Raw genomic sequence first — 21,704 nt, 5'->3', positions numbered from 1 at the left:
GTTTACGGAAATAAAGGTGAAATAAAGCGATGGAAAATGGTTGAGGATTGCCGAAACTGATAGGCTCTGTCGCCCCATAGTTTTACCCATCGCAAACCATACATGGCATTGCTTAAGAAAATCTCATCGGCATCAGCAATTTCATCGGGCAAATAAGCCCCTTCTTTTACCTGGAAGCCTGCGTTATGAAGTTGATCCAGCAGGAAACTACGCATCACCCCATTGATGCATCCTTCTTCTAGTTGTGGAGTATAAATGATCCCATCCTTACTGAAAAACACATTGGCAATGGTGGCATCGCATATACGACCATGCTGGTTGAGCACCAAACATTCATTTAGCTTTTCAGCTTTTGCATATTGTGCAGCCAATGCATACAGCAGGTAATTATTAGTTTTAAGATTGGAAAAACTATCGCATGATTTTCTTCCGGCTTCAAATAAACCAATATCCAATCCATTTTCATTTATGCTAAATTCCTTTTTCTCCAGAGGCCAGCATTGTACTAAGCAATGAAACGGAGAACTTGGCCGTTCCCAAATGCCACCTTCGCCTTTAAAAAAAGTTATCCGCACTCTTGCAGCATCCACGCAATGATTTCGTTTTGCCACACGAAGAATCTCTTCTTTCAATTCAACTTCGTTAAAATGCGGAGGTAATTCAAAATATAATTTGGGTAACGATTCTATCAAGCGTTTCCAATGCAAATTCCATAATGGTATTTCGCCTTTATGCAAACGAATTGTTTCAAACAATCCTTCACCGTAACGAAAGGAACGGTTGTCAGGGTGAATACGCAGTTCATCTTCTGCAAAAATCTTCTTATCAAGGCTAAAGTAAAGTGACATGCAAAGCGAAAGTAAAACAAAAAAAGAGGCGACACTTTTCAGTATCGCCTATGCGGTTAGTTTTGGTTGAAAGTATTTTTTAACCTTCGATCAGGTTGTGTTTTACTGCGTACAAAATAAGACCTGCGGTAGATCTTGCGCCGATCTTTGATTTCAGTTTATCACGAATGGCCTCCACTGTTCTTGGACTGAGGTCAACGATATCTGCAATCTCCTTTGTACTCTTTTCTTCACACATCAAACGAAGGATATTGATCTCTTTATCGTTCAACTTCACATCATGCCCCATCATTGCATCACCCTGACGTTTCATTTTCAAACCGTCGATCAATGCTTTGTTGGTAAGTGTATTGAAGAAATACTCCTGCTCATGACAGGTTTTGATGGCTTCGTAGATCACTTCACTATCAGAATTCTTAGTAAGGTATGAGTTAGCGCCGAGTTCCATCAATCTGGTGATCATGGTATGTTCATCATGCATGGTAAGCATAATGATCTTAATATCAGGATAAAGCTTTTTTACTTCAGGGAGAGTAGCAATGCCGTCCATTATGGGCATTTGTACATCGAGCAGAATTACATCGGGCTGAATGGATTTAAGCATATTCAACAGGTGCATGCCATTGTCGGCTTCAAAAATTACCTGGATATCCTTTTTCATACCCAAAGCAGTCTTCACTCCGGCACGGTATAATACGTGGTCGTCTGTGATCGCTACTTTAATTAAGTCAGTGGTTGGTTCTACTGGTTTTACGGTTTTCATTGTGTACATAGGATATGTATGTTAAAGACAGAGTACTAATTTATCTGAGTGCAAGTTGTTAAATATTTTGTCATTTTCACAGGTAGTAGTACCTGACTTTCAACTTGTGGTTTTTACGGTCTACTCAATTAGCCGGTTCCGCATGCCGTAAACGATAAGCCCGGCAATAGTCTTTGCACCCACCCTGTTCTTCATATTCTGTCGAATGGTTTCAATCGTTCGTGGGCTGAGAAATACGATCTTGGATATTTCTTCGGTTGTCTTGTCTTCGGCCAGGAGTTTCAGTATCTGAATTTCCTTTTCGGAGAATTTGGTTGAATTGGGATAGAATTGCTTGACTGTTTTTTTATAATTCAATTTTAGCAGAACAGCCTGATTTACAAGCTCATTAAAATAAAAATCCTCATTCATGCAGGTGAGGATCGCATCGTAAATTTCGTTGGGATCAGTTGTTTTGGTGAGGTAAGCATTGGCACCCATTTCCATCATTTTGCTCACCATTTGCTGATCATCGTACATACTCAGCACGACGATCTTCACTTCTTCATACTCTTTTCGAATAAGTTGAAGTGCATTAATGCCGTCCAATTCAGGCATTCGAATATCCATAAGTAAAATGTCGGGCTTTTTGATGGTAAGCTTGTGCATCATGTCCTTACCGTCCTCAGCTTCCCAGATCAATTTGAGATGGGGTCTTCCGCCGAGCGCCATTTTAATACCGTCACGGAAAATTTTGTGATCGTCAGCAATGGCAAACTTAATGTTAGAGTCTACAGACATGGGATATTGTGGTTTTTGAGGTTCATGCAATTTACTTCAGAGTTTTGACACTTCAAAGAATACGTAACTGAAAATGGGGCCAAAACAATAATAATCCGGCACATTTACTGCGAAAAAGTAGTGAAATTTCATAAAATATCGTATTCTATGCCACTAAAAAAATGGTTAGTTCTTCTCTTGTAAACGTCAATAACGACGAGTACATTTGTATGATATCCTCTGAAACCAAAAGAAAGTTGTGAGCATTTGACCAAATTCACGAATTTTTGCAATGCTAAAGGCTCGCCACAAATCATAAAATAAAACACCTAAAGTCCCGTTTTTAAAATCCAGAACGTGCACATTCTAAGTGTTTTCACTTATGCACATTTTTTTCACAACGCACTCTTACTTGCAACATTTCCGCTTCTAAACATCGTTAAAGCCCTTAATTACGAATCGTAATTTTACGCAAAATTATTCGTATTATTGCTTTAGTCTTTTTACCTATTTGTATAAAATACAACTATATTGAATTGATTAAAAGCAATTTATGATTTATTTGACTAGTTATTCACATAGATGCCTATTGCATAGGGATTCAATTTTTGAAAATTTAGAGTCTTAAACTCACTTCTAAACCTACAACTATGCAAAAAGAATTACTTCAAAAACCACAGGTAGAAACTATTGGTAAGCACATTGGCTTTGAAGCCGGTGAAGAAATGGCTAAGCGCTTTTTCGATAAGCATCCAGAGCAGCAGTATGGCAACACAATGGGAAGAGAAATGATTGAAAAAATTCTCGCTCAGCCTGGATGTGTTGGTGTTACAATTGTTCCTGGCTATAACGAGCAAGGTGTTCGTCAAGCCATTCTTGTTGGCGTTGATGCAAACATGAACCCAATTCTCAATTACAACGTTGTGAACGCAACAGGTGAATTGGAAACAGAAGAAGGTTTAGTGAGCGATCAGACCTTCAAAACTGCCGGCTGGTAATTTAAAGGGAGTTTATACAAGTCTTTAAACTTCATTATATTTGACTCCAAAACTGGTATTTGGAGTTTTTAGAAACTATAGCAAGATTTTCACTATTACTACCCTGTTTTCTCTTTCTTCTTCGCAAAAGAAGTCAAAGTAGAGAAAACTGGGTAGTTTTTTTATTTGTGATATTTTCCATTTTACAACAGGCTACCTTTATACTAAGTGCCAAAACCAATCACTTGGAAGTTGCCGAAATAATCAGCTTCTTTAATCCAATAAGCTACCTGATTTTTATTTATTTCTTTTTCCAACAAGTATTGGTTGCTCCGGTTGATAAAAGGGTAGTTTTAATTTGTACGATTGCTTACATCGCCCTTCAATTAATTCCATTTCTTTTTGAAACAACTTCAACAGTTACTTCAATTTTAACAACTGTCAATACAGTATTAATTCTCCTGTTTTGCTTATTATACTTTTTTGAGCAAATACGCTTTCCGAAAACAATGTTCATTTATACTCAGAGTTCCTTTTGGTCAATTGTAGGTTTTTTGGTGTTTTCGGCAGGTACATTTTTTATTTTCTGGTATAACAACATTATAAAACAATCAGAGGTATTTGAAAATCAGTACATCATTATTCATGCTTTGATTTTTATCGTCAGGAATTTGTTATTTTCAATTGCCTTTGTAATAAAACCCGATAAGCAACCTCTTACAAACTTATCCCTAACCTAACCGAACACGAACCAAAACTACTGCCAAAACCCATGTTTTTTTTACAAGCCACAAACTCCACTAATGTAACCTATGTTGTGTACTTCGGTACTTTCGGCATGTTGCTGTTGGCAATAGGGCTCATTGTTTTTATTGTATTTCATCAACGAAAAGTGATTTACTTCCAGCTCCGCATGAAGAAAATGCAGGAAGAACAACAGCAGATGATGCTGCAGGCATCCATCCAAAGCCAGGAAGAAGAACGCCAGCGGATTGCTGCTGATCTGCACGATGATGCAGGGCCCTTACTTGCAACCGTCCGACTATATTTAAATGAGAACCTGATTCATCAGGATCAAGGTACACAGTTGCAAAGTATTTATAACGCCAAACAAATCATTGATGATACCATTCAACTTATCAGGAACATGTCTCACAGCCTGATTCCGCCAACATTGAAAAACTTTGGATTAGAAAGTGCGGTCAACGACATGTTTCAGAAAATTAATGGCAGCGGTTCAATCAGCGCAAGTGCCCGTTTTCATGATTATAAGCGTCGATTGAAACTGGAATATGAGTTATCTATTTTCCGTGTGTTACAGGAACTCGTAAATAACACGATCAAACATAGCCGTTCAAGTTTCATTCACTTAACACAAAATAAAACAGATCAGTATATTTATATCCGGATGCACCATGATGGCGAAGGATTGACACAAACCGAGTACGAAAAACTGAGAGATACACCCCAAGGCATGGGATTGAAGAATATTTACAGCCGGGTTAAGATATTAAATTCAAAAATTTTATTTGAAAAGGACCCATCTAACACGTATTACAAGGTTACCATTGAGATTCCGGTGGAAGCCATGTTATAATAGATTGAAAACACTAACTTTACAATCCTTGATCTTATGAGCCAGATTAAAGTTGCAATAGCTGATGACCATCAAATATTCAGAAAGGGTGTAATCCTTTCATTGAGGTCGTACACAAATATCAAATTCGTTTTGGAAGCTGAGAACGGCGAAGAATTATTAGCAGGTTTAGCGGAGGCTGAGCCTGATGTAATTTTAATGGATTTGCGTATGCCTGGTAAAGATGGCATTGAAACAACGAAAGCTGTGAATAAAATGTTTCCGAATATTCATGTATTGGTATTAACCATGTATGAAGATGAACGTTTTGTAACTCACCTGATGGAAAACGGTGCCAATGGGTACTTATTAAAAAGCTCAGACCCCTCCGAAATCAAAAAAGCCATTCTTGAAGTTTATACAAAAGGATATTACCTCAACAACTTTGTTAACAGAATACTACTAAAAAAGTCGCATAATAAAGTAAAATCAATTCCAACTCTTAATAGTGAGATACAGATCTCAGATAAAGAAAAACAGGTGATCCGACTCCTTTGTATGGAATACACAGCACAGGAAATAGCCAAGGAAATGGAAATCAGCCCACGCACTGTTGAGGCGATCAAAGACAGGCTGATGGAGCGTTTTGGTGTTAAGAATTCGGTAGGGTTAGTGTTTTTCGCAATGAAAAATTCATTGATCGATTAAGTTAGCATCGTTCTGATATGTTGCATAGCCAGCGACTTCTTGAAGAAGTCCTCGATATAACTCGCTAATTTCGGATTTACTTTCTCCAATATTGCTAAATCCTGCATGCCAAAATCGTAAGCCTGCTTTACAGCGTTTGCGTCATCACCCAACTCAAGAATCATATTCTCTTCTTTCTTTTGCCGATCTTCTTCAAGGTCTTTAAAATCATCAAGAAGTAAAATTGGTCTTGCTAATGAATACCATAAAGGCAAAAAAGTCTTTACCCATTCATCAGATAGATCAAGATCTACCAGCGTAAATAAAAAACTATCGGATCTGGCCAAAGCTTTATGCTTTGTTTCAAACTCAAAATATTTAGTGTCGTTATTGGATAACACTGCGAATAGATCAGCAGCTAAGTGAAATTGTTTTATTCTTCCGTGTAATAACTCTTTGCATTGGGAAAGAAACTCGCCAAATGAAATTTCATTATTTTCATAAAGACCTACTTTATCAAACCCTTCTTCCATCAACGTAATATGGTCCTCTTGCAACAATATGTCTGTTGAAATGCCACATTTATGAACAAGATCAAACATAAAGGGGATTGCCTGAAACCCCAAACCAAAAGAAATATAAACCCGCTTATTTCTCCAGTAAGCATTCTCTGCAGGCACTTTTCGTACATTGGCAAAATAGTGAGCAATGTCACTATTTATTCCCATTTCCAGCTCCAGTTTTCTTGAAGTTATTACCATTCGGTTTAGGTTTGGAAGTATCTATTGAAAGTTGAAGGTTCCTTTGATTAAGTACAGACGAGATAGAGTCTGTAATAACTTTGAGAAGATCCGGGCGCTGCAGGTAAAAATTATAACTCTTCATAAAGTCATTCTTACTCACAGCATGCAACTCAAATACTTTCAGAAAATATTTTGCATTTTCGTCGGTGATCTTGATGGCAGTATCCTTGAACGATCGTTCAAGGCTTAATCCATCAGCCAGCAAAACATCGGTAAGTACAGCTTGAAATTTTTCTGGCTGCATTATATTTGAAGGGATACGCCGGTTATCTGAACATGCCATCAATATCAGCAGCATCCATCCAATTAACACAAATTGTCTCATTTCAGTTCCTGTTTGTACTTATTGGAATTTGTAACATCGAGCCTGCTTACAATTTCGACGACTTTGGTTTTTTCAGGCGGCGCTGCTTTTTTGAACATATTAATGATCTCATCGGCTTTACCTAACATAAAGAACTGCACTACCATCAGGTTGGGTGTTTCTCTGTTTAAATTATCAAGATAAACAAGCGCATTGATCACTTCTGTCCTTGCCGCAGTTTCATTTTCGTACATCAGATCAAATCCTTTTCGGTAGTAATTGTAATACACATCATGAATAACAGTATAACGGTTGTTAATGAGATTTTCGGTTAACCAATAACGATTCCGGTTATTGTTCTCAAACGATTTCCAACCAGAAATTTTACTTCCGTCGGGTGCATTGTTTACAATGTTCAGGGCTTTCTGGAAATAGGGATCGCCGCCACGTGTTGAGAACGAAGCATAATCAAACCCAACAATGATGTAGGCGTAGTAAGCCAACACAGCAGTTAAATTCGAAACCAAGGGATCAGATCCTGACACTCGGTTTTCATTAAATTCAAGCGGCTGCGATTCAACGTACTTAAAATCAAAACTGGCATCTTTGAAATTTATAATAGGAGAAACATAAGACGTAGCATAAACAGGACGTGCAGCTTGTATGGTAATGCTCGCTGAAAAAATATTAGGCTCGGGCATCGTTTCCAGATTGATCAGGAACTGACAATTGATTTTTTCATTTGGCTTAAAGTTATCAGCCGACCATTTTCGATTATTTAAAAAATTGGTAAGTGATGCTTCAAGCGTCCTGAATATTTTCCGATCAATTGTTGTTGGTATCTGATTGTCAACTACACGTACTCTTGCATTTAACTCCTGGGAAATAATTTCCTGTGAAAGCAAACAACTTAAAATAAAAGCAAACAAGGCTTTATACATGCATCTGTAGTTTAATGGTATTCGCAATATCTGTAGCAACTTCTCTTTTGCTTTTTACTGTAAACGTATATTCCTGCTTGTTCTTACAAAAAATACTGACTTTATTTGTATCACCACCAAATCCGGCACCGGCATCTTTCAGCGAATTCAATACGATCATATCAGCATTTTTCGACTCGAGTTTACCCAGCGCATATTCCTTTTCATTTGTGGTTTCCAAAGCAAAGCCCACCAACCATTGTCCTTTTTTCTTCATAGAGCCCAGCGTCGCTAAAATATCTTTAGTACGTTTCAATTCGATCTGCATGCCGCCGTCATCCTGCTTTTTTATTTTATCTACAGCGATTTGTATGGGAGAGTAATCAGCAACCGCAGCCGACATAACAGCAAGTTGGCAATCCGGATAATGCTGTACGCTTGCTTCATACATTTCTTCGGCACTTTTTACATTCACCAACTTATACAAACGGTTGCTTATCTGTTGTGAGGACGGTCCAAGTACCAAAATCACATCGGCACCTCTTTTTGTCAACTCTTCTGCAATAGCGATCCCCATTTTCCCACTGGAATGATTGCCAATGAACCGAACAGGATCAATTGCTTCATAAGTTGGTCCTGCTGTTACAAGCACCTTCATTCCTTTAAAATCGGTTTGGGTCAAAAAAAAACCTACTACCGTGTTCATGATCTGCTCAGGCTCAGCCATTCTGCCTTCGCCAATTAAACCGCTGGCTAACTCACCGGCTTCAACAGGAATGATATGATTGCCGTATGATCGAAGTGTTTCGATGTTATGTTTCGTGGATGGGTGCTTCCACATGTCCTCGTCCATAGCTGGTGCAATCATTACCGGGCATGTTGCTGATAGATAAACAGCGATTAGTAAATTATCACACATTCCATGGGCAATTTTTGCAAGTGTATTGCAGCTTAGCGGCGCAATCAGCAATAGATCGGCCCATCGCCCTAACTCAACGTGGTTGGCCCAACTGTTTTCATCAAACAAATCAATCAGAACATTATTTTTTGATAAAGTTGAAAGTACCAAAGGCGACACGAAATCTTTCGCTGAGGGGGTAAGAATCACTTTTACCTCTGCGCCTTCTTTCACCAACAGCCGAACAAGTGAAATTGATTTGTAAGCAGCTATACTGCCCGTTATCCCTACTGCAACTTTTTTTCCTTGAAGTTTCATCGCAAATGAAAATAGAGTAAAATATTCAATTAAAAAACAGCAATGGCGGTCTGTTACGACCGCCATTCAAATACAGTAAATTTAATTCAGTTAAGAAAACAGATCATTATCAGCTCTACGGTGATATACTTTATCATCTACAAATTCCTGTGTTGCCAATAACGCCGGGTTGGGCATACGTTCGTAGGCCTTAGAAATTTCGATCTGCTCTTTATTCTCATGAATTTCTTCCAGGCTATCTGTATGACTTGCAAACTCTTCCAGTTTATTATGCAACTCTTCTTTCAGAGAGATATTGATCTGGTTGGCACGCTTAGCTATAACAGCAATTGATTCATACACATTACCTGTTTTAGCCTTCAAGTCAGCTACATTTTTTGTTTCAACAACATTGCTGGTGTTGGCGCTAACTTTTCGTATCAGTCTGCTCATTTTTATTTGCTTTTATATTGTTAGAAGAAAGATTAAAATATTTTTCAGCTTCTTTTAAAAGGCCACTTTCGGGAAACCGATCTACAAAGTCGTAGTACTCTTCAACCACTTTGGCAAACCGTTCTTTTTGCTTTTCTTCAATGCTCATTCCCGCATATTGATAATACGACTTAATGATCATCAATTTATATTCATCTGCCCGTTTCGATTCCGGATAGTTATTCAGCAAAGTAGTGAATGTAATTGCGGCAGCTCTGTAAGAGCCAACGTTGTAATACAATTCAGCACTTTTTTGTTCCTTTAATTCAAGTTTTGCAAAGCACTCGTCAATAATTTTTCTTGCTTCTGCTGCTTTTGACGATTCCGGGTAATTGTTAAGATGCGCCTGCATCGAACCTATGGCCTTTTGTGTTGGTGTTTGATCTAACTCCACTCTTGGCGACTGCTTATAATAACAGAAAGCCTTCATGTAATCCACCTCTGCAGCCCTTGGACTTTTTGGAAAAACTTCCAAAAATCCTTTGAATAAATTCTCAGCACTCAGATAATCTTTCTGATAAAAACCACAGTACGCATATTTATAGTAAAGATCTTCAAAGCGGGGATCATTTCTCAAAAGCGGGAACAGATCTTCATAAAGTATTTGAGCCTTGCTATATTTTTTATTGGCATAATACTGCTCTGCCATTCCAAGCTTATATTCTACATCTTTACTCTTGAGAATATTCGTAATCGTTTTCTTATTACACCCTGTAAGTGCTCCAAAAACTAAAACAACAAATAATAAACGGGTAATCAAATTCATAAAAGCCAGCAAAGTTAAGATTTTTGGGCAAATTAGCCTTATCCTTTTTGTAACACACTAAAAGGCGGTTAATCTTTTCCTAAAGAAAAGCCCCCCGGAAGACCGGAGGGCTATATAAGCAATTAGTCTATATTAATTTACTTCTGTTCTGCACGGAGCTCAACTACTGAAGGATCACCTTCATGACAATCGTACTGAGCTATTACACGGTCAGCGCTGATACCTTGTACTTCTACGAGGTACTTAACGATTGCGTCTACACGCTTCTGACCTAATGCCTGACCAGATTTGCTCTTCGCTGCGCTACCGCAAACTGTAAGCTTACATTCTGGATTACCACGCAATGAAGTTGCAACGCTACCAACCAATGCTTTTGCTTCAGCACTCAATACACTTGAGTTACCACCGAAGTTTATGCTCGGAAGATCAACCAGATTACATGCCGGAGGAGCAACTACTGGATTTTTGCAACACTCAGGATCTGGGCACTTACCAACACCATCAGCATCTACTGGCTGACACTGTGTAGGAGTGATCAATTCCTTATCCTTACAATCAGGAACACCATCACCATCAGTATCACGGCTTACACCATGTGTATCAACTGGACATCCTGCAGGAGTGTTTGGCTCATTATCAAACTGATCTGTTACGCCATCGCCATCAGCATCGTCCAAAACTGGTTTTGGAAGCTTCATGTGACGTGGAGCATTCAATTCGTTGTAAGCATAGTCCAATGGATTCAACCACCAAAGAGGCTCAACTGATTTAGAACCAAGGCTGTAGTTGAAATTGAGGTTTGTATAATGCCATGAATCGAAATCACGAGTTAAAACGGCGTCGCCCATTGCATGTTCCTGCCAACGCTGACCATCTAACAAATCATCCTTAGCAATAGTCAACACTTCTTCGATACCAATGCTGAAACGCTTTCCAACTTTAAATGCAACACCGGCACCAACTTGCGCCATTGGTCTGAAAGTCATATCAAACAATTTCGGACGGCGTAAATTTTGGCCTTCTGCTGCTGTTTCATACTTCTTGTCCATTCCGGCTTTCAGATCACGACGGATATCACGCTTATTTTTATTTGAAACCTGATATGAATTATAAACAGTACTAAACAACCCAGCATAAGAATTGCCGTTAGCATCCAATGCATCAACTGTAGTTTCATAAATCATACCGCCAACACCACCAAGACCGTAAACAATAAAGCTTGTTTTAGATTTATGGAAACGAATATTATTTAATGTGATAATACCTTGTAAAGACAATTGATGAGAAACAGTCCTGTTGTTATAATATACAACATCTTGATTATCCTCATTGTAAGGAACATAGTTTCCTAATGCAAAATCTCTTGATCCTAATTGATAAAGCTCACCAGGAGCCCCGTTCGGAAGACCAGGAACTGTACCAGCCGCGCCCGTATAACGATAGTTCATTGGTGCGTTGTATTCGCTTGTCCAAGCTGTATTTTTTGCAAAATTGAAAGCTGGAGTCCAGTTTAAGCCTTTAGCAATACCGCCCGCATATTGCAATCTTGCAGAAAAAATGTAACCAAAAGCCTTACGAACATGGGCGCCCCAACCAATTTGTGGAACTACAGGTGTAACGTCTCCTGCAATCAGAACGTTACCAACACTCAAACCAATTTCCCACTGGTTACGAGGTTTCGCAGGGAAGGGTTGTTGATTCTGTAAAAACTCGTTGTGCTGAGCCTGAGATTTCTTAGGAATCAGAGAGGAGTCTTTCCAATCGTAGCTCTGAGCAGATAGGTTTGTTAAGATAAAACATAGGGCCCCAAGTAAGAGGGTGTACTTTTTGCTTGCCATAGTTGTTGTAATTAAGTTTCGAAAATTCCTGATGATTATTGCAAAAATAGAGATCAGATGTTAAAAAGCAATTTTTTTTGCAATTTATTTACAATCAAATAGTCATATATGACCCATTCAACTAAATAATCGCTGCATATTACGCATAATAATTTGAAACAGCCCTATTTAATGTAAATTGCCGCCTCATGAATTCTTCCACATCTATTCAATTGCTGGTTAAAGACGAACTACAGGAGTTTGAAGAAAAATTCAGGCAAGCTGTTAAAAGTAGGGTTTCGTTGCTCGACAGGATCATGCAATATATCATCAAGCGAAAAGGCAAACAGGTAAGACCCATGTTCGTTTTCCTGAGCGCCAAGCTTTTTGGCCCTGTTTCCGAAAGCACCCACCGGGCAGCAGCATTGGTAGAACTCCTGCATACAGCTACACTGGTGCATGATGATGTAGTGGATGAATCAATGGAGCGGCGTGGTTTTTTCTCCATCAATGCCCTTTGGAAAAACAAAATCGCCGTTTTGGTGGGCGATTACCTCCTATCAAAAGGGTTATTACTTTCTTTAAAAAACAACGATTTCAACACCTTGAAAATACTATCGGAAGCCGTGGAACAAATGAGCGAAGGCGAGCTTTTGCAGATTGAAAAAACAAGAAAGCTCAATCTTAGTGAAGATGTTTATTTTGAAATTATCAAGAACAAAACTGCTTCCCTCCTTTCATCTGCCTGTGCTGCCGGAACTTGGTCGACAACGATGGATCTGGAAAAAACCGAACAAATGAAACTGTTTGGTGAAAAAGCAGGTATCGCTTTTCAAATCAAAGACGATCTGTTTGATTATGGCAGTGCGTCGATCGGAAAGCCTACGGGGAACGACATTAAAGAAAAAAAACTCACATTACCACTTATTTACACGCTCAATACCGTTGATCCGGCTAAAAAGAAACAACTTATTTATATTCTCAAAAACGAGAACCGGCAAAAGAAAAACGTGCAATGGGTGATCAACGAAGTGGTTGAAGCCGGCGGCATTACTTACGCCGAACAGGTAATGAATAAATACCGGGATGAAGCAATCAGTTTGCTTCATCAGTTTCCGAAGAATGAGATCAGAGATGGTCTTGAAGCATTGGTACGTTATACAACCGACCGAAAATATTAATTATGCAAAAAAGATGGACTCTTTTAGAGGCAAATAAAACTGCCACTGAAGCGCTACTCGACAAGCTGAAGATCCATCCTGTTCTCTGCAAAATATTGGCTCAACGAGGTTATGATACATTTGAAAAAGCGAAAGAATATTTCCGGCCACAAATAAGTGAGCTGCATGATCCCTGGCTGATGAAAGACATGCAAAAAGCTGTAACCAGAATTCAAACCGCTTTTCAACAAAAAGAAAAAATTCTGGTATTTGGAGATTATGATGTGGATGGTACCACAAGTGTAGCCTGCATGTTTCAATTCCTTTGTTCCATTTACGAGAAACAGTTACTCGATTTTTATATCCCACATCGATACAGGGAAGGATATGGTATCTCCAAACAAGGTATTGATTTTGCAAAAGCAAATGGATTCACGCTGATCATTTCATTAGACTGTGGAATCAAATCTGTTGAGTTGATCGCTTATGCCAAAGAATTGGGTATCGACTTTATTGTTTGCGATCATCACCTACCCGACGCCGTTATTCCCAATGCTGTGGCCATTCTTAATCCGAAACAAATTGATTGCCCTTATCCGTATAAGGAATTATGCGGTTGCGGTGTTGGCTTTAAACTCATTACTGCATTGGCACAAACGCTGCAAATGGAGAATGAGCAGACTTATCGTTATCTCGATCTCGTTGCAACAGCAATTGCGGCCGACATTGTTCCAATGACAGGCGAAAACAGAATCCTCGCCTTTCATGGATTGAAACGGGTCAATGAAAATCCTTCAAACGGAATTAAAGCATTGATGTTTTTAGGTGGCGCTACCACCACCATGCACATCAACAATCTTGTGTTCATGATTGCCCCAAGAGTAAATGCAGCCGGGCGTATGGACGATGCAAAAAAAGCCGTACAGATGTTCATTGCTTCTACCTATGAAGAAGCACTAACATTTGCTGAAATGTTACATGCGGATAATGATGAACGCAAAGAAGCCGACTCATCCATTTCTGAAGAAGCATTGGCGATCATTAACGGTGACGAACAACTGAAGATTAGAAAATCAACAGTACTATATCAACCGCATTGGCATAAAGGAGTTGTAGGTATTGTTGCATCCCGTTTAACAGAACATTTCTATCGCCCCACAATTGTGCTTACAAAAAGTGGCGATTATGTTGCAGGTAGTGCAAGAAGTGTAAACGGCTTTAATTTATACGAAGCGATACATGCCTGTAGGGAACACTTGCTCGGCTATGGCGGGCATTTTGCCGCAGCAGGACTTACTTTGATGCCGGAAAATATTGATGCGTTTGCAGCAGCCTTCGAACAGGAAGTTGCACGTACAATAAAACCTGAACAACTGATCCCTGAAATTATTATTGATAGTGAACTTTCATTTGCTGATATCAAACCGAACTTCTACAACATCATTAAACAGATGGAACCGTTTGGACCGGAGAATATGCGACCGGTTTTTGTATCACGAAATGTAACGGATAACGGCTACAGTAAAATCGTAAAAGAGCAACATCTGCGATTGGTAGTAAAGCAAGGCGACGCCGTCATTACAGGTATTTGTTTTCGTGCAGCACATTTATTTCCAATTGTTCAACAGGGACCGTTTGATGTTGTATATACCATTGATGAAAACGAATGGAATGGCAGCGTTAGTCTTCAGCTGAAAGTAATTGACATCAGACCATCAACTGCTTGAAACTATTTCAACACATAAAATATTTTTTGTACATCGCAACCAACTGGGGATTGCAAATTGCACTATTCACGCTTCGACAGGAATGGAGAGGTGAAAAAAAATACCGGATCAATACTACTTCATTCAGCGATCTCTCCCGTTTTAAAATCACCGGCAATCAACTCACTCATGCTACGGAATATATGCCGGTCAATTATTTTACAATTGAACATCTGTTCACTCATCTTCCGAAACAAGCAACACAACGATCGCTGCTTGATATTGGATGTGGTAAAGGAAGGGCGATGTGCGTTGCTGCATCCTATGGCTTTCAAAAAGTAATTGGAATTGACTTTGCAAAAGAAATGATCGATGCAGCAGAAAAAAATCTTGTTGTCACAAAAAATATACACCCATCTCTGCAATATCAATTAACATGGGCCGACATCAGTTCTTTGGAAATAGGTAAAGATGTCCAAACCATTTTTCTGTTCAACCCGTTCGATGAAATATTGCTGAAGGCAGTTGTTCAGAAAATTGAAGCCTCACTAAAAGCATATCCACGTGAGTTGTACGTTTTGTATGCAAGCCCCCGGCACGAGGATGTTTTCTTTGCAGCGGGATACGATGTCTTGTACAGAGTAAAAAAATATAAATTCCTCGAAGGAATCATTCTTACAAAAAAGAACTAACAAATTTATTATCCTTCAACCCGGGATTGTTAATAAATATTTCATCTCTATTTTAATTGTTGGAACATAGAATCAGCCTACATTTAATCTTCTATTATCCTACCGAATAATCCGATCCTTTTCCTGTCTTCTTCCACATTTTTTAAGAATCGTAAACTAAAGCAATGAGAAAATCAGTACAATTTTCATGTTTTGTCATGTTCGCCATGTTGTTGCTTCCATTAAGCATATGGAGCCAAAGCTTTTCGGCCATTTACAATTTTGCAAACGTAACGGCAACAACGGGAACAACAGACCCCACACCAGTTCCATCAGCGGCAGGTGTAATTTTTAGCTCCTTTACCGCAGTTGGTCAAACAACACTTAATCCAAACGCATCGGCCCGCTTCAGTTTTACCGGCCAACCGTTAGGTGCAGTAACCGCTTCAGATGTATTTACCGGATCAATCAACACAAACCAGTATTACGAAGTAACTGTAACTCCAACACCTGGCACTACACTTGATTTAAATTCAATCAAGTTTACGCTGCAACGATCAGGAACCGGAATAAGGCAATATGCAGTAAGATCAAGTTTTGATTACACAACAAATCTTCCCGCAAGTATATTCCCCGCTAATTCAGATCTTTCAGTAGTTGCAACAAATGTTTTCCAGGTTGTTGATCCTACAACAGCTGCTGAAGAAGGCAGTACTATTACGTTGGGATCATCTTTTGATGCAATTACTTCAGCTGTAACATTTCGATTCTACGGGTGGAATGCTGAAGCATCAGGAGGCACGTTTAGCATTGACAATGTAACGATCAATGGAACTGCAATACAAGTAACAGGGCTGCCTTCAGTTAACCTGTCGGTAAGCTCTAATACGGGAACTGAAGCCGGAACAACTGCCATCACAGTTACTGCCACAGCAAGCGAAGCAGTAACAATAAATCAAACAGTTGATCTTACTGTAACCGGAACAAATATCAATACGGGCGATTATTCTTTGAGTAGCAATATTGTTACCATCCCTGCGGGTCAAACATCAGGTTCAGTAACTTTTACAGTAATTGACGATCTGCTTTTCGAAGGAGAAGAAACTGCTATTCTCAGCATTAGTAATCCTTCCGAAGGAATTAGCCTCGGAAATACAACTACTCAAAACATTGTTGTAACAGACAATGAAGCTGCTCCACCAGTAGAAATTGTAATTAATGAAGTGTATGGTGGCGGTGGTAACGGCGGCTCTAATTTCAGAAACGATTTCATCGAATTATATAACAACAGTAATAGCCCTTTCAACCTTTCCGGCTGGTCAGTGCAATATAATTCAGCTGCCGGCATCGCAGCATGGCAGGTCACAAATCTTTCGGGGATTATTCCTGCGCATGGTTATTATCTGATTCAACAGGCAGCAGGTGCAGGCGGTATAGCCAACCTTCCAACACCAGATGCTACAGGCGCTATTGCAATGGCAGCCGGAGCCGGTAAAGTTGCGTTGGTAAATAATACTGTTGCGTTAGTCGGGCAAAATCCAACAAGCGTATCAATTATTGATAAAGTTGCCTATGGCTCAGTTACAGGTGGAGGTTTTGAAGGAACAGCTTCAGCACCGGCTCCATCTGCAGTGAATTCTATTCAACGAACACCAATTGGGTTCGACTCCGATAATAACAATACAGATTTCACATCCGGACTTCCAACTCCGAAAAATTCGGTAACTGATGTTACCGCTCCTGTAGTAACTGCATTTACTCCTTCTAATAGTTCTGCAAATGTTTCCACTTCTTTTATAGCAGTTATTGCTTTTAATGAAAATGTAGAAAAAGGAACAGGCACAATCACATTCAAAAAAACTTCTGATGGCAGCATCGTAAAAACATTTGATGTATCGAGTGCTGATGTAACAGTTGCAGGAAATACAGCTTCGTTTTTAATCCAAGGACTTGCATTTTCAACATCCTATTATTTTGAAGTAAGCAATGCTGCAATAAAAGATCCTTCAGGAAATAATTTTGCCGGCTTCTCCAGCAACAGTACATGGAGCTTTACAACAAGAAGCCAGCCACTTGGTATCGTTGGTAATCTTTACAACTTCAACACTTGTACAACTGGATTAACCGATGGCTTTAGCTTCTTCAGTTCCGTTGGTGCACAAGTTTGGGCTTGTACTGAATTTGGACGAAATGCTGCAGACCTTCCATTAGGTAGTGCACCGAATGGTGTTCAGATCAACGGGTTTGCAGGTGGCACTAATGTACCAAATGTTGATTGGTTGATTTCACCATCATTTGATTTAACTACCACAACCTATCCATTACTTTCATTCTGGAGCAGGGTTAGATTCAACGGTCAGCCTTTGAAATTAAAAGTTTCTACAGACTATGTAAGCGGAGACCCATCATCGGCAACATGGATAGACCTCAATGGCAAGTTCCCTGGCGCCACATCTGACACTTGGACCTTATCGGAGAATATAAATTTGACTGCTTATAAACAATCAAATGTGCATTTTGCATTTGTTTATTATTCAGATGAAGATGAAGGTGCACGTTGGACAGTGGATGATATCAGCCTCGGTAATTCACCTGTACCACCACCACCAAGTTTAACGGTAAGTACAACTGATGTTCAGTTTGCATTTGCAGCAAGCGGAACAACGGCAACTAAAACATTCAACTTTATCGGCAACGATTTAACGAATGATCTTACACTAACTTCAACAGGTGCGTTCAGCTTATCGAAAGACGGAATTAGTTTCAGTTCTTCTATCAACTATACCATTGCAGAAGCAAATAATGTTTCAAAAACAGTCCACGTTCGTTTTTCGCCGACACAAAACAACCGGGATTTTACCGGCAACATAACAATTACAACAGGTGCAATTTCTGAAATTGTTAGTCTTGGTGGAACAAGCATTGATCCTGTTACTACACTCGAAGTAGTGAACTGGAACATCGAATGGTTCGGCAGCACAGGCAACGGACCGACCAATGATCCGCAACAGGAACAGAATGTAAAAACCATTTTCGAAAATCTGAATGCCGACGTATATGCTCTCACTGAAATTGTAAGTGAAGAACGTTTAGCAGCAGTTGTGGCACAAATGCCGGGCTACGCTTATACGATCAGCAACTACGGATCGCACTCGAACACGAGTGTAAATCCTGCATCAGCGTTAGCAACAGCTCAAAAGATGGCCTTCATTTATAAAACAGATGTGTTGAGTAATGTAAGCACAACAGCATTGCTTTCACAAGGCATCAATTCTGCTGCTGATCTAAGCAATCCTGCTTACAACTATTGGGCAAGCGGACGTTTCCCTTACATGCTCACTGCTGATGTAACGTTAAATTGCGTTACCAAACAAGTACGTTTTGTATTGGTACACGGTAAAGCAAATACATCTCCTACATTAGAATCATATAACAGGAGAAAGCGTGGTGCAGATACATTGCATTATACCTTACAGCAGAATTATGCAAATGACAATATCATCATACTTGGTGATTATAATGATGATCTGGATGTAACCATTACAGCAGGTATTAACCCACCTGTAACATCCTACTCCATCTTTACTAACGATGCGGCTAATTTCACACCGGTTACATTGGCATTGAGTTTGGCTGGTAAGAAATCAACCGTAAGTTATAACGATGTAATTGATCATGTAACCGTTTCAAATGAATTGAACGGAGATTATCTTCCCGGAAGCGCAAACATCCTTACTGATGTTACATCACTTGTTTCAAACTATGGTTCTACAACTTCTGACCACTATCCTGTTTTCAGTCGTTTCAGATTCAATAACACAACTGCACCTGTAGTTACAACTTGCACAGCAACAGTTAGCTTCTGCGCTGTTACGAGCAACAGTTATACAATCCCTGTTTTTGCTGCAACGGATGATTGTGGCGATGCGATCGCATATGCTTACAGCATCAAGGGTGCAACGGAACGCAGCGGTTCAAGCAATGATGCCAGCGGCACATTCAACATCGGCACAAGTTTGATTGTATGGACAGCAACCGACTCATGGGGTAACGCTGCAACCTGCAGCACAACAGTTGTGATCAATGCCAATCCAACAGTTACCATTGCTGATGCGTATGCATTGCCAACAGGAACATTGGCCAACACCGTTTACATTGGATATGCACCGGCTTCATCCATCACGTTAACGGCTGCTGCAGGCGGCGGCACACCTGCTTACACTTACAGTTGGACGAGTGGTTCACTGGCAGCTACAACAACAGTAAGTCCGGTTACAGCAACCAACTACTCAGTTACAGTAACTGATGCCAACGGTTGCAAGGCTACTGCAGATAAAACAGTTGATGTACTTGATATCAGAAGTGGTAAGAAATTGGATAAAGTAACCATTTGCCACAAAGGCAATGGTATCAGCATTAGCCAAACAGATGTGCCGGATCATATGGCACATGGCGATATGCTCGGCGGTTGCAGCATCACTTCTCCTGCAGCCAATGCAAGAGCTGGCGAAGCGGCCATCAGTAAGTTTTCGGTTCAGGTATTGCCCAACCCTTCACCGGTTGAGTTTACACTTTTGATCAGTGGACTGAACCCGACCGAAAAGGCAAACTTGCGGATCATGGATATTCAGGGTCGCATCCTTGAACAGCGGACTAATATCAACCCCAGCCAGAAACTCATCGTTGGAGAAGGTTTCAGAGCAGGTGTTTATTTCGCTGAAATCACGCAGGGAAGCGAACGAAAAGTGATCAAGCTCCTGAAATTATAAGGCATTCTTCCGAATAAATGCAAACGCCCCCGATCGCTCGGGGGCGTTTTTTTGTTAAATGGCTGAGGATTAATCATCGATCAAAAGATCCGCAGATCTTTGCCAGTATTGATTTTCGCTGAAAAATAATCACTTTGACTGCGCCATTTTCAGCCCTATTCCCCTACCTTTGCAGCCCCAAATCTGTATTGGCAGATTTCCCGATCGAAAGACTGGGATCCGATGGGCAAACCCAATTATTAATTTTTAAATCACAAACTGTAATGAACAATTACGAAATGATGGTGATTTTTACCCCTGTTCTGTCTGACGAAGAGTTTAAGGCAGCACAAAAACGCTACACCGATTTACTTGCTGCTAATGGCGGCGAAGTGGTGCACAGCAATCCATGGGGTTTAAAATCTCTCGCTTATCCAATCGAGAAAAAAACAACCGGTATTTACTGGGTAATTGAGTACAAAGCTGCGTCAGATTTTAACGCAAAGCTGAATATTCAACTTCACCGTGATGAGCAAGTGCTCCGTCACATGTACACTGCACTCGACAAATATGCCGTTGAGTACAACGACCGGAAGAAAAAAGGCATTCCTACTGGTAATCAAAAAGCGGAGGCTTAAGTTATGGCAAAGAATGAAATTAAATACCTGACAGCGATCAAAACTGATAAGCCCAGGAAGAAGTATTGCCGTTTCAAAAAGTACGGTATCCGTTACATTGACTACAAAGATGTTGAGTTCCTGAAAAAATTTGTAAACGATCAGGGTAAGATCCTTCCCCGCCGTTTAACAGGTACTTCACTCAAGTATCAGCGTAAATTATCAGATGCAGTGAAAAAGGCCCGCCAAATGGCATTGATGCCTTACGTAACTGATTTATTGAAATAAGAAAATTAGTAACCTTTCCCTAACTCCCGGCCTTTCGGGAAGACAGTTGAACAACTGGGTTTCGGAAACTAAAAACAAACAAAATGGACGTTATTTTAATTCAGGATGTAAACACACTTGGTGGTAAAAACGAAGTGGTGAAAGTAAAGAACGGTTACGCCCGTAACTTTTTGATTCCTCAAAAATTTGCTGTTGAAGCTTCACCTTCAAACGTGAAGCAATTAGCTGAGCGCATGAAAGTACAGAAGAAGAAAGAAGATGCAATGTTGGCTGAAATTAAATCAGTAATTGCAAAACTTACTGAAGCTCCTGTAAAGCTGACTGCAAAAACAGGAACAAGCGGAAAGATCTTCGGAAGCATTACTACTGTAATGGTTGCCCGTGCTATTCGTGAGCAAAAAGGTTATGAAATTGACCGTCGGAAGATCCACATCGTAGACGAAGTGAAAGAGCTTGGTACATACAAAGCAAAAATTGATTTTGCAAATGGTACTGATGCTGAAATTGAACTGGAAGTGGTAGCTGAAGCTTAATTTCTTTTGAACTAAATACAAAGTCCTGCTTTTTTAAGCAGGACTTTTTTATTTTCATCCTGTTAAACATGACT

21 protein-coding genes are annotated in these 21,704 nt (G+C 39.8%); 11 read left to right on the top strand and 10 right to left on the bottom strand.

Annotated elements, in window-relative coordinates; genetic code table 11:
- Window positions 1–2: 2 nt before the first annotated feature.
- The 3 genes from WG989_RS09575 to WG989_RS09565 all read right to left on the bottom strand — a co-directional run bounded on the left by WG989_RS09575 (window position 3) and on the right by WG989_RS09565 (window position 2,391).
- Complete coding sequence (locus WG989_RS09575) at window positions 3–848, bottom strand: aminotransferase class IV (protein ID WP_340429006.1); 846 nt, start codon at window positions 846–848, stop codon at window positions 3–5.
- A 79-nt stretch (window positions 849–927) separates the two neighbouring features.
- Entirely contained in the window at window positions 928–1,620 is a 693-nt protein-coding gene (locus WG989_RS09570; protein ID WP_340429005.1) for a response regulator, read from the bottom strand.
- A gap of 111 nt (window positions 1,621–1,731) precedes the next feature.
- Window positions 1,732–2,391, bottom strand: coding sequence for a response regulator transcription factor (locus tag WG989_RS09565; RefSeq protein WP_340429003.1), 660 nt, complete (start codon window positions 2,389–2,391; stop codon window positions 1,732–1,734).
- A gap of 629 nt (window positions 2,392–3,020) precedes the next feature.
- Between WG989_RS09565 and WG989_RS09560 the strand changes: the two genes are divergently transcribed.
- The 4 genes from WG989_RS09560 to WG989_RS09545 are packed head-to-tail and all read left to right on the top strand — an operon-like array spanning window position 3,021 to window position 5,631.
- Complete coding sequence (locus WG989_RS09560; protein ID WP_340429002.1) at window positions 3,021–3,368, top strand: hypothetical protein; 348 nt, start codon at window positions 3,021–3,023, stop codon at window positions 3,366–3,368.
- 59 nt (window positions 3,369–3,427) lie between these two features.
- Window positions 3,428–4,087, top strand: a complete 660-nt coding sequence (locus WG989_RS09555) for a hypothetical protein (protein WP_340429001.1) — start codon at window positions 3,428–3,430, stop codon at window positions 4,085–4,087.
- Window positions 4,088–4,119: 32 nt separating this feature from the next.
- Entirely contained in the window at window positions 4,120–4,944 is an 825-nt protein-coding gene (locus WG989_RS09550; RefSeq protein ID WP_340428999.1) for a sensor histidine kinase, read from the top strand.
- Window positions 4,945–4,980: 36 nt separating this feature from the next.
- Complete coding sequence (locus WG989_RS09545) at window positions 4,981–5,631, top strand: response regulator transcription factor (protein ID WP_340428998.1); 651 nt, start codon at window positions 4,981–4,983, stop codon at window positions 5,629–5,631.
- On the opposite strand, the gene WG989_RS09540 is transcribed toward WG989_RS09545, so the two are convergent.
- The 7 genes from WG989_RS09540 to WG989_RS09510 form a co-directional block, all read right to left on the bottom strand.
- Window positions 5,628–6,371, bottom strand: a complete 744-nt coding sequence (locus WG989_RS09540) for a hypothetical protein (RefSeq protein ID WP_340428996.1) — start codon at window positions 6,369–6,371, stop codon at window positions 5,628–5,630. The genes WG989_RS09545 and WG989_RS09540 overlap by 4 nt on opposite strands.
- Window positions 6,325–6,738: a DUF4296 domain-containing protein gene (locus tag WG989_RS09535; RefSeq protein ID WP_340428994.1), complete on the bottom strand. Its 414-nt coding sequence runs from the start codon at window positions 6,736–6,738 to the stop codon at window positions 6,325–6,327. The genes WG989_RS09540 and WG989_RS09535 overlap by 47 nt, the downstream gene beginning before the upstream one ends.
- A complete protein-coding gene (gene porD / locus WG989_RS09530) occupies window positions 6,735–7,658 on the bottom strand; it encodes a type IX secretion system protein PorD (RefSeq protein ID WP_340428992.1) in 924 nt (307 codons plus the stop codon). The genes WG989_RS09535 and porD overlap by 4 nt, the downstream gene beginning before the upstream one ends.
- Window positions 7,651–8,853 (bottom strand): bifunctional phosphopantothenoylcysteine decarboxylase/phosphopantothenate--cysteine ligase CoaBC, encoded by a 1,203-nt coding sequence (gene coaBC, locus WG989_RS09525; protein ID WP_340428990.1) that lies wholly within the window; start codon window positions 8,851–8,853, stop codon window positions 7,651–7,653. The genes porD and coaBC overlap by 8 nt, the downstream gene beginning before the upstream one ends.
- A gap of 90 nt (window positions 8,854–8,943) precedes the next feature.
- The gene (locus tag WG989_RS09520; protein ID WP_340428989.1) at window positions 8,944–9,285 is read right to left on the bottom strand and encodes a DNA-directed RNA polymerase subunit omega; all 342 of its coding nucleotides are present in this window, start codon (window positions 9,283–9,285) and stop codon (window positions 8,944–8,946) included.
- Window positions 9,260–10,090, bottom strand: coding sequence for an outer membrane protein assembly factor BamD (locus tag WG989_RS09515; RefSeq protein WP_340428987.1), 831 nt, complete (start codon window positions 10,088–10,090; stop codon window positions 9,260–9,262). Before WG989_RS09515 ends, WG989_RS09520 begins: the two co-directional genes overlap by 26 nt.
- A gap of 137 nt (window positions 10,091–10,227) precedes the next feature.
- Window positions 10,228–11,928 carry an OmpA family protein gene (locus tag WG989_RS09510; RefSeq protein ID WP_340428985.1) on the bottom strand — a complete coding sequence of 567 codons (1,701 nt, stop codon included), beginning with the start codon at window positions 11,926–11,928 and terminating at the stop codon, window positions 10,228–10,230.
- A 188-nt stretch (window positions 11,929–12,116) separates the two neighbouring features.
- On the opposite strand from WG989_RS09510, the gene WG989_RS09505 reads away from it, so the two are divergent.
- The 7 genes from WG989_RS09505 to rplI all read left to right on the top strand — a co-directional run bounded on the left by WG989_RS09505 (window position 12,117) and on the right by rplI (window position 21,630).
- Window positions 12,117–13,088 carry a polyprenyl synthetase family protein gene (locus WG989_RS09505; protein WP_340428984.1) on the top strand — a complete coding sequence of 324 codons (972 nt, stop codon included), beginning with the start codon at window positions 12,117–12,119 and terminating at the stop codon, window positions 13,086–13,088.
- 2 nt (window positions 13,089–13,090) lie between these two features.
- Window positions 13,091–14,794: a single-stranded-DNA-specific exonuclease RecJ gene (recJ, locus tag WG989_RS09500; protein WP_340428982.1), complete on the top strand. Its 1,704-nt coding sequence runs from the start codon at window positions 13,091–13,093 to the stop codon at window positions 14,792–14,794.
- Window positions 14,795–14,820: 26 nt separating this feature from the next.
- The gene (locus tag WG989_RS09495; protein ID WP_340428981.1) at window positions 14,821–15,465 is read left to right on the top strand and encodes a class I SAM-dependent methyltransferase; all 645 of its coding nucleotides are present in this window, start codon (window positions 14,821–14,823) and stop codon (window positions 15,463–15,465) included.
- A gap of 164 nt (window positions 15,466–15,629) precedes the next feature.
- Entirely contained in the window at window positions 15,630–20,213 is a 4,584-nt protein-coding gene (locus WG989_RS09490; RefSeq protein WP_340428979.1) for a T9SS-dependent choice-of-anchor J family protein, read from the top strand.
- Between the two features lie 263 nt (window positions 20,214–20,476).
- Window positions 20,477–20,830: a 30S ribosomal protein S6 gene (rpsF, locus tag WG989_RS09485; protein WP_340428975.1), complete on the top strand. Its 354-nt coding sequence runs from the start codon at window positions 20,477–20,479 to the stop codon at window positions 20,828–20,830.
- Between the two features lie 3 nt (window positions 20,831–20,833).
- Complete coding sequence (rpsR, locus tag WG989_RS09480) at window positions 20,834–21,097, top strand: 30S ribosomal protein S18 (protein WP_340428972.1); 264 nt, start codon at window positions 20,834–20,836, stop codon at window positions 21,095–21,097.
- Window positions 21,098–21,180: 83 nt separating this feature from the next.
- On the top strand, window positions 21,181–21,630 hold the full coding sequence (rplI, locus tag WG989_RS09475) for a 50S ribosomal protein L9 (RefSeq protein WP_340428971.1): 450 nt from the start codon (window positions 21,181–21,183) through the stop codon (window positions 21,628–21,630).
- The last annotated feature ends 74 nt before the right edge of the window (window positions 21,631–21,704 follow it).

Origin of the sequence: Lacibacter sp. H407, from assembly GCF_037892605.1 — a bacterium.
Classification (GTDB): domain Bacteria; phylum Bacteroidota; class Bacteroidia; order Chitinophagales; family Chitinophagaceae; genus Lacibacter.
This window is presented reverse-complemented; position numbering and strand designations above follow the sequence as displayed.

Bases quoted from the DNA above. Each gene is read 5' to 3' on its own strand.
- WG989_RS09575 (WP_340429006.1), bottom strand. From the start codon at position 848: ATGTCACTTTACTTTAGCCTTGATAAGAAGATTTTTGCAGAAGATGAA.
- WG989_RS09570 (WP_340429005.1), bottom strand. From the start codon at position 1,620: ATGTACACAATGAAAACCGTAAAACCAGTAGAACCAACCACTGACTTA.
- WG989_RS09565 (WP_340429003.1), bottom strand. From the start codon at position 2,391: ATGTCTGTAGACTCTAACATTAAGTTTGCCATTGCTGACGATCACAAA.
- WG989_RS09560 (WP_340429002.1), top strand. From the start codon at position 3,021: ATGCAAAAAGAATTACTTCAAAAACCACAGGTAGAAACTATTGGTAAG.
- WG989_RS09550 (WP_340428999.1), top strand. From the start codon at position 4,120: ATGTTTTTTTTACAAGCCACAAACTCCACTAATGTAACCTATGTTGTG.
- WG989_RS09545 (WP_340428998.1), top strand. From the start codon at position 4,981: ATGAGCCAGATTAAAGTTGCAATAGCTGATGACCATCAAATATTCAGA.
- WG989_RS09540 (WP_340428996.1), bottom strand. From the start codon at position 6,371: ATGGTAATAACTTCAAGAAAACTGGAGCTGGAAATGGGAATAAATAGT.
- WG989_RS09535 (WP_340428994.1), bottom strand. From the start codon at position 6,738: ATGAGACAATTTGTGTTAATTGGATGGATGCTGCTGATATTGATGGCA.
- porD (WP_340428992.1), bottom strand. From the start codon at position 7,658: ATGTATAAAGCCTTGTTTGCTTTTATTTTAAGTTGTTTGCTTTCACAG.
- coaBC (WP_340428990.1), bottom strand. From the start codon at position 8,853: ATGAAACTTCAAGGAAAAAAAGTTGCAGTAGGGATAACGGGCAGTATA.
- WG989_RS09520 (WP_340428989.1), bottom strand. From the start codon at position 9,285: ATGAGCAGACTGATACGAAAAGTTAGCGCCAACACCAGCAATGTTGTT.
- WG989_RS09515 (WP_340428987.1), bottom strand. From the start codon at position 10,090: ATGAATTTGATTACCCGTTTATTATTTGTTGTTTTAGTTTTTGGAGCA.
- WG989_RS09510 (WP_340428985.1), bottom strand. From the start codon at position 11,928: ATGGCAAGCAAAAAGTACACCCTCTTACTTGGGGCCCTATGTTTTATC.
- WG989_RS09505 (WP_340428984.1), top strand. From the start codon at position 12,117: ATGAATTCTTCCACATCTATTCAATTGCTGGTTAAAGACGAACTACAG.
- recJ (WP_340428982.1), top strand. From the start codon at position 13,091: ATGCAAAAAAGATGGACTCTTTTAGAGGCAAATAAAACTGCCACTGAA.
- WG989_RS09490 (WP_340428979.1), top strand. From the start codon at position 15,630: ATGAGAAAATCAGTACAATTTTCATGTTTTGTCATGTTCGCCATGTTG.
- rpsF (WP_340428975.1), top strand. From the start codon at position 20,477: ATGAACAATTACGAAATGATGGTGATTTTTACCCCTGTTCTGTCTGAC.
- rpsR (WP_340428972.1), top strand. From the start codon at position 20,834: ATGGCAAAGAATGAAATTAAATACCTGACAGCGATCAAAACTGATAAG.
- rplI (WP_340428971.1), top strand. From the start codon at position 21,181: ATGGACGTTATTTTAATTCAGGATGTAAACACACTTGGTGGTAAAAAC.